Annotated in this window: 14 protein-coding genes and 1 pseudogene; 14 read left to right on the top strand and 1 reads right to left on the bottom strand. The window is 43.2% G+C overall.

The window, feature by feature from the left end:
• Window positions 1-13 precede the first annotated feature (13 nt).
• The 14 genes and pseudogenes from V6D41_RS14045 (at window position 14) to V6D41_RS14110 (ending at window position 12,250) form a co-directional block, all read left to right on the top strand.
• Complete coding sequence (locus tag V6D41_RS14045) at window positions 14-526, top strand: phage major tail protein, TP901-1 family (RefSeq protein WP_333518606.1); 513 nt, start codon at window positions 14-16, stop codon at window positions 524-526.
• Window positions 450-782: a fibronectin type III domain-containing protein gene (locus V6D41_RS14050; RefSeq protein WP_333518607.1), complete on the top strand. Its 333-nt coding sequence runs from the start codon at window positions 450-452 to the stop codon at window positions 780-782. The genes V6D41_RS14045 and V6D41_RS14050 overlap by 77 nt, the downstream gene beginning before the upstream one ends.
• Entirely contained in the window at window positions 772-1,041 is a 270-nt protein-coding gene (locus V6D41_RS14055; RefSeq protein WP_442893066.1) for a fibronectin type III domain-containing protein, read from the top strand. The genes V6D41_RS14050 and V6D41_RS14055 overlap by 11 nt, the downstream gene beginning before the upstream one ends.
• A gap of 54 nt (window positions 1,042-1,095) precedes the next feature.
• Entirely contained in the window at window positions 1,096-1,608 is a 513-nt protein-coding gene (locus V6D41_RS14060) for a tail assembly chaperone (protein ID WP_333518608.1), read from the top strand.
• Between the two features lie 20 nt (window positions 1,609-1,628).
• Window positions 1,629-1,964 (top strand): hypothetical protein, encoded by a 336-nt coding sequence (locus tag V6D41_RS14065; protein ID WP_333518609.1) that lies wholly within the window; start codon window positions 1,629-1,631, stop codon window positions 1,962-1,964.
• Between the two features lie 4 nt (window positions 1,965-1,968).
• A pseudogene (locus V6D41_RS14070) lies at window positions 1,969-5,274 on the top strand (tail tape measure protein); the annotation flags it as partial.
• A gap of 338 nt (window positions 5,275-5,612) precedes the next feature.
• Window positions 5,613-6,377, top strand: a complete 765-nt coding sequence (locus V6D41_RS14075; protein WP_333518611.1) for a distal tail protein Dit — start codon at window positions 5,613-5,615, stop codon at window positions 6,375-6,377.
• A gap of 12 nt (window positions 6,378-6,389) precedes the next feature.
• Entirely contained in the window at window positions 6,390-9,575 is a 3,186-nt protein-coding gene (locus tag V6D41_RS14080) for a phage tail spike protein (protein WP_333518612.1), read from the top strand.
• Between the two features lie 172 nt (window positions 9,576-9,747).
• Window positions 9,748-10,152, top strand: coding sequence for a hypothetical protein (locus V6D41_RS14085; protein ID WP_333518613.1), 405 nt, complete (start codon window positions 9,748-9,750; stop codon window positions 10,150-10,152).
• Window positions 10,153-10,170: 18 nt separating this feature from the next.
• Entirely contained in the window at window positions 10,171-10,296 is a 126-nt protein-coding gene (locus V6D41_RS14090) for a hypothetical protein (RefSeq protein ID WP_270581993.1), read from the top strand.
• 16 nt (window positions 10,297-10,312) lie between these two features.
• Window positions 10,313-10,483, top strand: a complete 171-nt coding sequence (locus V6D41_RS14095; RefSeq protein ID WP_333518614.1) for an XkdX family protein — start codon at window positions 10,313-10,315, stop codon at window positions 10,481-10,483.
• An 11-nt stretch (window positions 10,484-10,494) separates the two neighbouring features.
• Window positions 10,495-10,752, top strand: a complete 258-nt coding sequence (locus V6D41_RS14100; RefSeq protein ID WP_333518615.1) for a hypothetical protein — start codon at window positions 10,495-10,497, stop codon at window positions 10,750-10,752.
• 52 nt (window positions 10,753-10,804) lie between these two features.
• Window positions 10,805-11,227 (top strand): phage holin family protein, encoded by a 423-nt coding sequence (locus tag V6D41_RS14105; RefSeq protein WP_103803604.1) that lies wholly within the window; start codon window positions 10,805-10,807, stop codon window positions 11,225-11,227.
• Between the two features lie 45 nt (window positions 11,228-11,272).
• Window positions 11,273-12,250, top strand: coding sequence for an N-acetylmuramoyl-L-alanine amidase (locus V6D41_RS14110; RefSeq protein ID WP_333518616.1), 978 nt, complete (start codon window positions 11,273-11,275; stop codon window positions 12,248-12,250).
• A 52-nt stretch (window positions 12,251-12,302) separates the two neighbouring features.
• Here the strand turns inward: V6D41_RS14110 and V6D41_RS14115 are convergent, their stop codons facing one another.
• Entirely contained in the window at window positions 12,303-12,818 is a 516-nt protein-coding gene (locus tag V6D41_RS14115; protein WP_161621505.1) for a hypothetical protein, read from the bottom strand.
• Between the last annotated feature and the right edge of the window lie 52 nt (window positions 12,819-12,870).

The raw sequence follows: 12,870 nt of genomic DNA on the forward strand, positions 1-12,870 counted from the left end.
GAGGATGAACAAAATGGCAGAATTATTGAATGGTAAAGATGAGATTTACTTCGTTCAGCCAATGGATGCACAAGGGACAGACGGACTGTTCATTGCCTTTCAAACAGAAGGGTCACACACAAAAGAACAGGACACGCTGGATGAATCCACAAAATCAGGCCGTATTGTTGGTTACGGAACAAAAAATGAAAACTTCGAGCTCACTTATTATGCTGCTGTTTCAGACCCTGGACAGGAAGCAATTGAGACGGCTTACGACAACGAACAGGCTATCAAAGTATGGAAGGCCAATAAAAATAAGAATGCAAACGGGAAGCACAATGCAGTTTATGGTCATGTCATTATTGAGAGTTTAGAGGTTAGTCAACCACAGGATGGATTCGTTGAGACATCAGTGACATTACCGGTGCTGGGCAAAACTTTTAAAGGTGAGCTTGATCCACTACCTGATGAAGTTCTTGCGGCAATTGAGTCTTCAGCTGGTGCAACGAAATTTGAGCAGTTTGGCGGAACGACTACACCCTAAGGCGCCCCAAAATCTATCGTTCACGGCTACTGCTGACAGCGTGACCGTGAATTGGGAAGCGGTAGATGGGGCAACGTCATACAAAGTGTATAGAGGAGCGGAAAAGAAGCTTGATGCTACTGTAACAGGCACATCCCACACATTGACAGGCATTGCGGCAGATACCCAGCTGACGGTCAATGTCTCTGCGGTTAACGATGCTGGGGAATCACCGATGACCGAGATTATTACGAGAACTCAAGCGACTGCGCCCTGATACACCCCGTAACATAACCATGACAAGCGTCACTTCAAATCAAGTGGGATTTAAATGGGACGCGGTGAAAGGGGCGACCTCGTACAACATTTACAGATATTATGCAAAGATAGCAACTGTTGCGACAAACTCATATCTCTCCAATCCGACTCTTAAACCCGATAGTTCATACATTTTCAATGTTTCCGCGGTAAATGCCGCCGGGGAATCGGCTTGGTCAGAGAAATTTACGATTCGCACAAATAAAGAAGAAGCATAGGAGCCCGGCTGTTGCCAGGGCTCTTTTTAATACAAAAATTTGGAGGTTTTATATATGGCTCACTTAACAATTGACGGAAAAGATTATGCTGCACGTTGTGATTTTGCATTCGATCGAACAGCAAACGAGAAATATGCGAAAGAAGATAAAAACGGTGACAAATCAGGCGGTACATTAACGATTTACAACAGCTTACTGAATGATGATGCTGTTTTCCTTTCTGCATTCTGGGATTGCGCACTTGCTCACTTGAAAAAAGGCAAACCTTCTGTCGAGCAGATTGAGGATGCTATCGCCAAGATCATTGAAGAAGATGAAACTGGCAACGCCGTTGATGAAATGGTGAAAGAGGCTTTTAACACACTGGATTCAGCGGGTTTTTTCAAAGGAAAGATCCGTCAGCAATGGAAGATGATGAGCAAGCTGGCGAAACCGAAGAAGGTCAGCCCGAACGAGACTCCGGAAATGGAAGCGAAGCGTCTGGAGGAAGACGAAATGAACAAGGACATGCTGGAGACGATGGAAGAAGCGTACAAAGAGAAGACGGGATCGACTATCTCCAAGTAATTGAAAATGCAGCTCGTTGGATGGGTGTCTATGACAACGATGTCATTATGTCGTGGACTCCAAACGAGTATAAACGAAAGCTAAAAGCTGCCAAACTGCGTGAAATTGACGAGATGGAAAAGTTGGCGAGAAATGCTATGTTTCATCGCTATGCACTAAACGAAAAGAGACCAAAAGAGTCAAAGATGTTTGACGCTAGAAAAGCCCGTAGGGAGCTTGAGCGTTCTCTGACAAGCGAGGAAAACAAATGGCGTGAATCAGACATAAACAAGCTTGGTCCGAGAGCCCAAAGCGTGCAGATGTTAAATGACGCTGTACGGTCTTATTTCGGAAAGCAATCAAAAGAAAAGGGGTGAGTGCATGATCGAGAGGCTTACTGCTGTTGTAGAAGCTCAGACGCAGAGGTTCAACAGAAGTATGGATCGAGTCAACGACATGATGCGGCGAATGGCTGATACCCATACAGTCGAAGTTGAAGCAGAAACCGCAAGCTTCCAAGCGCGAGTCAGACAAGCAGAGCAGCAGATCGACAACTTTATTCATCGGCATCAGAGAACTCGAGTCGATTTAGACGCAGACTCTGACGACGTACAACGGGCAGTATCGGCGGCGCGAACAGAACTTGCATCATTACCCAACCGGGTTACAACCAACATTAACGGGGATACTTCGGATTTAACTCGCGCAGTCGCTACTGCACAAACTGAGACGAGATCCTTACCAAACAGAGTTTGGATCTTCATAGAAGCTCGTACTGATCGATTTGAAAACTCTATGAATCGTCTGGCGAAAATCACTAACTCCGTTTCTACTGTAATAGGCCATTCACTTGCAGGGGCTTTCACATCTGCGTTGCCTGCGATTTCTCCGGTTCTTGCCAGCATTACTGGCGCTATAGGTTCACTGGGTCCGATGCTTGGTGTGGCAGCTGGTGGAGTTATGGGGCTCGGGAGTGCTTTTGCAGTAGCAGGAACAGGGGCGGCTTCATTCGGGGCGCTGGCGGTTTCTTCATTAAGCGGTGTATTTAAAGCATCTGAGGACTTGAAAAAGCTTCAAGAAAAATTGGATGAAACCACTGACGCCAAAGAACGCGCAAAAATCATGGAGAAGATCAAGGTCATCCAGCAATCTCTTGGAAAAGAAGAGAAGAAGGCCCTTGATACTTTAGAAGATTTTAAAGCGAATTGGCAGAGCATTGCTCAATCTGTACAGAAACCGATTTTAAAAACGTTCACGAGCTCGCTGACGACGTTTAAGGGCGTTCTGAATAGTTTAAGACCTATGTTCAAAAGCGTGGCGAATGGCGGCGTTACATTAGCGAAAAGCATGAATGCGGCGTTTAAAGACACCGACATGCGGCGCTTTATAGATTACATGAACAAAAATGCTGGTCAGGCTTTCGTAACGTTTGGAAAAATAGCCGGCAATGTCCTCAGAACAGTTATGAATCTGATTGTTGCTTTTGGACCTCTTGGGAACGACATGTCGGCCAGTTTGGAAAAGGCCACAGCTTCATGGGTGAAGTGGTCAGCCAATTTAGGTTCTTCGAAGAAGTTCCAAACGTTCATTGAATATGTCAAAAAAAACGGTCCTAAGTTGCTGCAGATCATCGGGAACTTATCGGGCGGTCTGACTAAATTATTTACCGGTTTTGCCCCTATGTCTCAGGACATGATGACATCCCTTGTTAACATGACTCAGAGGTTTAATGAATGGGCCGGCAGCGTCACGAAAACGAAGGAATTTCAGTCGTTTATTGACTACATCAAAACGAATGGTCCGACTGTTTGGAGTACGATTGGTGAAATTGCAAAAACGATAATCAATCTGCTTGTTGGTATGGCTCCGTTAGGGAAATCCATTTTAGAAACAGTAAACGGATTTTTGAAATTCACAAATGCAGCAATGCAAGCTAACCCTGCTATCGGGCAATTTGTAGCTGTAGCCATTTCTATTGGTGGAGCTTTAAGAGTCATTATTCCAGTTATCACTGCATTTCAAGCAGTATTTGGCGGTTTTACAACTATCTCAAGCGCCATAACTTATTTGCGCAACTTCCAAACAACTGCTGCAGGAATTAGATTAGCGGGAATGATTTCGTCTTTGAAGAGTGCAATTATTCAAATGGCTTCTTTTACAAGGCAGATGGCAGTGACAGCAGCACAATCTGCTGCTAATGGTGTGAAAATGGCAGCGTCATGGACAGCGATGAAAATATCTGCTCTTGTATCTTCCTTAAAGAGCGGCATAATTCAAATGGGTTTGTGGATCAAGAATATGACTGTTATGGCGGCGCAGTCAATTGCACAGGCAACACGAACAGCAACAGCATGGACAATCATGAAAATAAGCTCTTTTGTGACTACTCTTAAAACTGGAATAGTTCAGATGGGCCTTTGGATCAAACAGATAGTTGTCATGGCTGCTCAATCTGTTGCGCAGGCAGCGAGAATGGCCGCAGCGTGGACAGCGGCTCAAATAAGCTCATTTGCATCTATGTTGGCTGCTGGAATCACTCAAATGATTGCCTTTGGGGAACGTCTTGTTATTCTTGCGGCTCAGGCGGCTGCAAACGCGGCGAGAATGGCGGCATCTTGGGTCGTTGCTATGGGGCCTATTGGATGGATCACAGCGGCTGTAGTGGCTTTGGTTGTCCTCATCATTGCGAACTGGGATAAGATCAAGGCTTATACCATCAAAATTTGGGGTGTTGTTTCAAAGTGGCTTTCATCTGCATGGACAGGCATTAAGAATGCAGCCTCGAAAGTATGGTCTGCTCTTGTCACGCTTATAAAGGCAAATTTCGAGTTGCAAAAAAAGATCATCATGACTGTTTGGAATGCGATTAAGTCTGCTGCATCTAGAATATGGAACGGCATAAAGTCGGCGTTATCTTCCATCTGGAAGGGGATTACAAGCGCTGGAAAAACCATCTGGAACGGTTTGAAAACTTTCTTTACGACTTGGCTAAATTTCCAAAAAAAGATATGGTCTACAATCTGGAATGCTGTGAAATCAACTGTATCCACGGTTTGGAAAGGTTTAGTTTCCGCCGGAAAGTCAATCTGGAATGGATTGAAGTCATTCTTTACTTCATGGCTAAATGCTCAAAAGAACATGTGGAAGACGATCTGGAATGCGATTAAATCAGCTGTGACGGCCGTTTGGAAGGCTTTGACGTCAACGGCTAAGAATAGCTTTAACGCAATGAAAAATGCTATTTCCAACATCATGAACAGCGTCAAATCTCGTATTAAAAGCATTTGGAACAGTGTTGTGAGCTTTTTCAAAGGAATCAACCTGAAATCCATCGGCCGTAACATTATCCAAGGTCTAATAAATGGTATCGGCGGTATGGCAGGGGCATTAGCCAGCAAAGTGAAAGCTATGGCAAATGCAATCCCTAACGGCATGAAAAAACTTCTTGGAATTCATTCTCCATCAAGGGTTATGCGCGATCAGGTCGGTTATCACGTCGGCACCGGTATGGCGGCTGGTATTGATAAATCACAAACTAAAGTAAAATCGGCTGCGGCCAGTGCGGCCAAGGTTGCACAGAGAGCGGCTGCGGTGGAAGTAAATAACAAAGTAAGCAGTACAATGATTAGTTTTGAAGCCCAAAACACTGCTGTAGATACTTACAGTAAGATGCTTCAGACAATTGAAAAGAAGACAACCCTTCAAAGCTTCGATATAGGCAATACAGTTTCCACTAATATAGCAGCGGGGATTCAGTATGGGATCAATGCTGTTCAGAATGCAATAAGTACAATCGGTGATGCGATGTATATCGAGCAGAAAGATATGAATTTTGCTTATGATACATCCATATCTAGAAGCGACCTCGGCACTGTCAGAAAAGAACTGAGTGCAGATGTTAAAAACCTTGAACTTCCTGAAAGAACTATCGTCATTGAAATGGACAGCAAGAAAGTCGGGCAGGGCGTAGAGAAGCCTGTGACAGACGCACAAAGAAGATCAAATGCAAGGAGGGTGAGAATTAATTGATCAACTATCAGGAGATTTTGCCCAACCAGTGGAAAATCACATTCAATGGGATCGATATTTCACCCTTCTTTTATGTGAAATCAACCACTGGGCGGGGAGTAATGAGCCGAGAGGTAAATGCAGCCACAATCGGGAACCGTCCCGGCGGTTTCTTCCGTGGCACAAGGCTACCAATAAGAACGATAACCATAGATGTTCTTTTTGCTTTCACTAGTGAAGAGGAATTGAAGAAGAAGCAAGAAGAACTGACTTATATTTTGCATGCGGAGGAGCCGAAACCACTCATTTTCCATGATGAGCCTGACAGAATCTATTATGCAATTTTTGAGAGCGTATCTGAGGGCGAAGAGAAGGACGGCTTTCAACAGGCTACGCTTACTTTTATCTGCCCTGATCCTAAAAAGTATGGAGCGGCTGCGGAATCAGAACTAAATACGGGGATACAGGTTTTCACAAACCCGGGGTATGCGGAGATTGAACCTAAAATCGAATGCGCTTTTAAAGAGGCGGCCACTTCATATGAGGTGGCTATTTTAAATGGTGATGGATCTGTTTCTAAGACAATAAAAGTCGTGTACAACTTCATAGCCGGCGACACTCTCATTATCGATTCATCAAAGAGAAAAGTGACATGCAGCGGCAAATTAATCATGACTGCGCTACAAATACAATCTGAGTGGTTCACGCTGCCACCAAAAGTACCAACTAAATTGAAGTTAAGCCACGCAAGCAGCATCAAATTCGATGAGGCTTATTTGTAAGGAGGTCCGTTAATGGCTGACATGTATATTCTTTCACCAGATGATCAAGTGCTGACAGTGCTGTCCAGCGACGGACAAGAAGCGTGCAGATTTTGGGATGCCAAATACAAAGAAGAGCTGAATAAAGGCTCTTCTTTTTCTTTTGTAGCAGATGCTTCCCATCCTGATGCGCGCTATTTGTTTGAGGAGAATCAAGTCATTTTTAGAGATAAAGACGGCATTCTCCGATTGTTTGTAATCAAAGAGCTCGATGATACAGATGAAAACTCAGAGGTTAATACACTGGTTACATGTGAAGCTGCCATGATGGAGCTGGCAGAAACCTTCGTGAAAGACTTCCGGCCAACTGATAAAACAGCTCAATTTGTTTTAGACAACGTGCTTGCTCGTTCCCGGTGGGTGGCTGAGGTAAGCGCTGAACTCGGTACAAATTCCACCACGTTTTATAAGAAAACAGCTTTGGAATGTATTGCTGAAGTGATAAACATCTGGGGCGGCGAGCTTCAAGATTCTATTGAATTTGATGGAAATAAGATCACAAAGAGAATTATCAAGATATTGCCACGACGAGGAAAAGACAGCGGGAAACGCTTTGAGATAGATAAAGATACAGAGAATATCAAAAGAACTGTCATCAGCTACCCATTGACAGCGCTGTGGGGATATGGCGCCTCTATTGCCTCAACAGACGAAGACGGTGAGGAGACGGGCGGTTATTCGCGGTTTATTGACTTCTCAGAAGTAGAGTGGAAGAAATCAAAAGGCGATCCTGTGGATAAACCACTGGGGCAGGAATGGGTTGGCGATCCGGGTCTATTAAAAAGGCTGGGGCGCCTGAAAAACGGTGAATTGATCCACAGAGAAGGGCAATACAACAATGAAGATATAACTGATCCAGCGGAGCTTTTAAAAGCCACATACAACCATCTCATTACAACAGCATCAAAAACTGAGGTGAATTATGAGCTGTCAGTTCAATTGCTTCAGAATGTACCAGGTTATGAGCATGAGCACGTTGAGCTGGGCGATACGACAATTGCCATAGACCGAAACTTTGCTATTCCGATAGAAACGTCGCAGCGCATCATATCAATGGAATATGACATCACAGATCCAGACAATACCTGCGTTGTGGAGATTGGTCAGTTTTTATCAGTGCTTCAAGGTGATAAGCGGATTAATCAGATAGAAACTATACTCGACAAGAATCGAGGTACTTGGGAAAGAAAGCCGTCTGTCGGTGAAGTCACTGATGGCAGTTTCCCTGACATTGTACCCTCAGTCCCTGCTAACGTAGCTGTTAAGGGGCTTTTTTCAGGTACTAGCATCACTTGGGACTATGATCCTTCTTCTTATATTGCTGCGTATGAGGTTTATGGCTCACAAACGACAGGATTCACTCCGTCTATTGAAAACCGACTATGGCGTGGTAAGCAAAGCGGCTTTCTGCATGAAAATGCTGGTGTTGATAATGTTTGGTACTATCGCATTCGATCTGTTAACTATCACGGCAAAGCAAGCGAATTTACAGCTGAATTTTCGGCAAAAACCCAGCGAATTATGACCGATGACATTCTTTTCGGTGCAGTCACAGCAGACAAGCTGGCGAATTTAGCCGTCACAGCGGACACTATTTCCCGAAATTTTGAAGAGGCTAATATACTACCTGGTTCATTGTTGAGATTGAGCGACATTCTAAGGGTTGATTCTATAGTAAGTGTCAACGAGGTAAATGGCTTCAATGAGTTAAGCGTGACAAAAAACACAACAGAATACACGTCGTTCGGGTTCACCACAGGTGGTAGAAACTCACTTAAATTAACGAAAGGCGAAACTTACACCCTATCATTTGAGTTGAAACGAGAAACATTGAACGACTTTTCATATATACAGGTCAGGTCGAATAGTGGCACGCAGTACAATTTAACGAACAACTTCACCGATTTGTCGAGTTATCCAACTGATGAATTTGTAAGGTTTGATCTTCCTTTTGTTTCCCCAGCAACTCTAACTGATGGTCGCGTTTGTCTAGGAGGGAGAACACAAAATCTCACAGATAGCGCTAACTTCACAATAAGAAAAGTGCAGATTAGAAGAGGGAACGTAAGAATGTCTTTCGGATTCAGCCCATACGACACACAACTCACTGACGGTGCTGTTACATCTGCCATTATTGCGGATGCGGCTATCACAAGCGCCAAGGTAGCAGAGGCGGCCATAGGAACAGCAGCCATACAAAATGCTGCTATTGCACGAGCGCATTTGCAAGAAGCCATTATTGATACCGTCCATATCGCAGACGCAGCCATCACAAGCGCTAAGATCAAAGAGCTGTCCGCCGATTTGATTACGTCAGGAACGATTAATGCAATCAATATCACGGGTTCATTGATCAGAGGCGGTAAATTCCAAGCGTTGAACACAAATAACAACTTCGATTCTTATTTTGATGGAGAGAAGCTTTATCAATATAAGAGATCAACAGCTAGTGGAACATATGCAGAATACACCGCGACGGAAATAAATTCCTCCCTTTTTTATCAAGAATCCGGTGTAGATTATCAAGACGGGAGCGGGAAAGACGTATATCGAAGTGTTTCAATTAGCGATGGCAAAGTTTCTGTTAAGGGTGCAGGAGAATATAACAACGTGAATGATTTGGCGGTTGTTGAAATGTACGGAGATTTCACGAAATATGGTTATGGAGCGGGTAAAATTGTCATAACGAATACTACGACAGTAAACGTTCCAAAAGACATTTTTACGTTAGAGGGGTACCGAAAAGGTATAGATGTCAATGATCAATACAACGCTAATTTTACGAACAGAGCCGTTATCTCAGGAAGTTCTACACTATTGAGCTTGCAACCACTAAACTTTGAAACGGTTGTTGGTGGTGGCATACGCATGAAAGCATCAAAACGAACTGTATTCGAAGGAGCGCCCGTTGAATTACCTAAAAAATCAACAATAATGCCGGGCGATGACCAATTTACAACGCAAGAAAAAATAGTTGGTGGAAACGTAACATCACTAGTCACAGACATTCACGGCGCGTTGCAAAATAATCTGCTTGTTTGTATCACTCAAATAGATGTAACTTTGGGCGCTTCAGGCGGAGCGTACGCATACGCCTATAGTTGGTACAATATGGTAGATGGTAACTATCAAGGAGCGGAAAAAATATTTTCGCTGTAATGGCGACACCTTATGGCAAAAATGCGAATAACGTCACCGTTGGTATAATGAGCCAGAGTTCTGAAAAATTCGCTGTTCATGTAAGGGGAACGGGAGCGAAAGACGTGGCGGCAACAACAGTCACCATTAGATTGGCTATATTTTACGAAAAAGCATAAGGAGAGTTATGAATATGATAGAAACCGAAACTAGAAGAGAAAGCCCATTCGCATATATTGAGGGGTTAAAAATAAGCGAAACAGAAACAGGATTCACGCTTACTGGATGCACTTTAAAGCACCCAGAATATAAAGAACAGATTTTTCAAATGGAGCCTGATGAGTTTGATGTAGTGGTACACGACAGCAGGAATGTGTTTTACAGCTTAAATATCGTCTACGTTAAAGAAACAAAGACGGTGGAATATAAGCTATTCCGATTTATTGCTGATTCCGACGGATACCACCCTACCTACATCGACAGCACAGAGTATATGCTTATGTATAGCGTGTTCGATTGCACTATTACACCGTCTGGAGAAATAACAGGCACATTTCACGTCTATCCAAAAGGGGAGTATCCGACACAGTCAGAATGAGGTAAAGGAGAAATGGACATGAAAATAGAACCGATTGAGATTCCTAGCACAGAGCCAGAACCACAAGAAACAGAAGAAACATTGCATGAACAGATTTTAAATCTACAAAGAATGTGTAATGTTTTAATGGTGAATCAGTCTTAATATCGGAGGGAGCACAATGGAAGGACGGAGCGCATTTTACAACTTTTTTGAAGATTGCTGGAAAAATGGAACTGTTTTAACCATTGAGCTAAAAACACACGTTCAAACAGGACGAATTACACAAGTGGAATTTGACGAAATAACATCACTTGAGCGCGGAAATGCTTATCCTGACCAAACAGAATAGGAGAGTTTAATGTGGAGGAAAATAACAAAAGAGAATTAGACTTAGAAACGAAAGCGGAGCTATTCGAAAGAAAAGCGGCAGGTTATCGCCAAAACTGGATGAATGCTGAAGATATAATCATGACATACCAGTACATGATTGAAAAAGACAAACAGACTTTAGCGGAAAAAGATCAAGAAATCCAGCATCTGAAGGAGCACATCGAGAAGCTAGAAAAGAATCTCAACAACTTGAAAGGCCCAGTAAAACTAAATCAAAAGAAAAATTAAGCGGCGGAGAAGCGGCTTTTTTATTTTGCCTCTAAGGAGGTGATCAAACGAAATGGAGGAAACGACTGTGTTTATCAATTTTGAAACATTGGATTTAGCGAGGATCTACCTGTTCGGAGGTGTGAAATATCTCGATTTATTACTGGTCCTCAGCATAATTGACGTCATAACAGGTGTAATCAAGGCATGGAAATTTAAGAAGCTGCGGAGCCGGAGTGCTTGGTTCGGTTACGTTCGGAAGATGCTCAGCTTTTTGGTGGTTATTGTGGCAAACATTATTGATACCATTCTCAACCTGAACGGTGTTCTCACATTTGGAACCGTTCTTTTTTATATCGCCAATGAAGGGCTTTCCATTACGGAGAACCTGGCACAAATCGGCGTAAAGATTCCGGCTGCAATTACGGACCGACTTCATGTAATTGAAGAAGAAAACGAACAAACAACAAAAAAAGATGAACAAGCTGCTGGGTAATCCAGCGGCTCTTTTTATTTCAAAAACAGAATAGGAGAGATTTTCATGACAATTGCAGTGAAAAAGAACCTTGTATCAGAAGCAAAATACGCTTTGAAATGCCCGAATTACTTGGATGCTGAATACATCACCATTCACAACACGTACAATGATGCGTCAGCTGCTAACGAGGTCAGCTACATGACAGGAAACACCAGTTCAACGAGTTTTCACTTTGCTGTTGATGACAAAGAGGTTATTCAAGGACTGCCGTTAAATCGCAATGCATGGCACACTGGAGACGGGACAAATGGCCCCGGGAACCGTAAGTCTATCGGCGTTGAAATCTGTTACAGCAAGTCAGGAGGGGCTAAATATTACGCGGCAGAAAAGCTGGCTATTAAATTTGTGGCGCAGCTGCTTAAAGAACGCGGTTGGGGTATTGATCGTGTACGAAAGCACCAAGATTGGAGCGGAAAGTATTGCCCGCACCGTATTTTGTCAGAGGGAAGATGGGACGAGGTTAAATCTGCCATTGAAGCAGAATTGAAGGCGCTGGGAGGAAAGACAATTTCTAAACCGTCATCATCTGCGCCTAAAGCTTCTGGGGGCACTTACACAGTCAAAAAAGGCGATACTCTTTCCGCAATTGCAAAAGAGCACGGGGTGAGTGTGGCAACCCTGCAAAGCTTGAACGGTATCAAAAACCCGAACTTGATCAAGGTCGGCCAAGTATTAAAGCTCACAGGCTCAAGCACTTCGAGCCCTAAACCAAGCAGCAAAAAAACGTCATATGCGCTGCCTTCCGGAGTTATTAAATTGACAAGTCCGATGACGAAAGGTACGAAGGTTAGACAGGTTCAAAATGCTCTGGCTGCTCTTTACTTCTATCCAGATAAAGGGGCGAAGAATAACGGCATTGATGGCGTTTATGGTCCGAAAACAGCAAATGCAGTCAAACGGTTTCAGTCAGTAAGTGGCCTGACTGCTGACGGCATTTATGGACCGAAAACAAAAGCGAAACTTGAAGCGAAATTAAAATAAAATAAAATAAAATAAACCCCTTCTGCTGTAGAAGGGGTTTTAAAATTCATTATCAATTTTCTTGTGGAGCAATCTTTGCCACTGGAGCACCACAGAGCAGGAAGAATGCAAATACTGCTGGTGGGGAAACTGCTAAACCTATAGTTCCTAGAAATCCTACAACAGTCAACCAATCGCCATTTTGAATGGCTTTTTGAACTTGGTTCAAAGCACCTTTACTTAAGTTAAGTGCATCTTCTAAACATCCTTGAACACTACTGATTTTCACATCCGTATAATTATATTCCTTATTCATATAATTAGCGAAAGCGATCATGCCCTCTTTTTGACCTGGAGGATAAGGAGCTTTTTCAAGCTCATCCTCATTGACTGTATACCCCTTCTCTTTGTCAAAAACTAAAATTTTAGTAAAGATGTACTCAACTTCTGCTACAGACTTTTCAATTTGTTCTTCAGTTAAGCCATCTAAACCGTCCTCCGGATTCAATTCTGTTGCTGAAGCTGCTGGTGCTATTGTGGCAATAGCAAGAAAGAAAACTGACGCCAGAAAAAACAATCTTTTCAACATGTGAGAACTCCCCCTTTTTTGAAATGGTAAAGCAATTTAATAGTAACATACA

This window comes from Bacillus sp. 0102A (genome assembly GCF_036765155.1).
GTDB classification, from domain to species: Bacteria; Bacillota; Bacilli; order Bacillales; family Bacillaceae; genus Bacillus; species Bacillus subtilis_G.

Coding starts and splice junctions, on each gene's coding strand:
- V6D41_RS14085 (WP_333518613.1), top strand. CDS start 9,748: ATGATAGAAACCGAAACTAGAAGAGAAAGCCCATTCGCATATATTGAG.
- V6D41_RS14045 (WP_333518606.1), top strand. CDS start 14: ATGGCAGAATTATTGAATGGTAAAGATGAGATTTACTTCGTTCAGCCA.
- V6D41_RS14060 (WP_333518608.1), top strand. CDS start 1,096: ATGGCTCACTTAACAATTGACGGAAAAGATTATGCTGCACGTTGTGAT.
- V6D41_RS14080 (WP_333518612.1), top strand. CDS start 6,390: ATGGCTGACATGTATATTCTTTCACCAGATGATCAAGTGCTGACAGTG.
- V6D41_RS14115 (WP_161621505.1), bottom strand. CDS start 12,818: ATGTTGAAAAGATTGTTTTTTCTGGCGTCAGTTTTCTTTCTTGCTATT.
- V6D41_RS14095 (WP_333518614.1), top strand. CDS start 10,313: ATGGAAGGACGGAGCGCATTTTACAACTTTTTTGAAGATTGCTGGAAA.
- V6D41_RS14105 (WP_103803604.1), top strand. CDS start 10,805: ATGGAGGAAACGACTGTGTTTATCAATTTTGAAACATTGGATTTAGCG.
- V6D41_RS14050 (WP_333518607.1), top strand. CDS start 450: ATGAAGTTCTTGCGGCAATTGAGTCTTCAGCTGGTGCAACGAAATTTG.
- V6D41_RS14065 (WP_333518609.1), top strand. CDS start 1,629: ATGGGTGTCTATGACAACGATGTCATTATGTCGTGGACTCCAAACGAG.
- V6D41_RS14110 (WP_333518616.1), top strand. CDS start 11,273: ATGACAATTGCAGTGAAAAAGAACCTTGTATCAGAAGCAAAATACGCT.
- V6D41_RS14090 (WP_270581993.1), top strand. CDS start 10,171: ATGAAAATAGAACCGATTGAGATTCCTAGCACAGAGCCAGAACCACAA.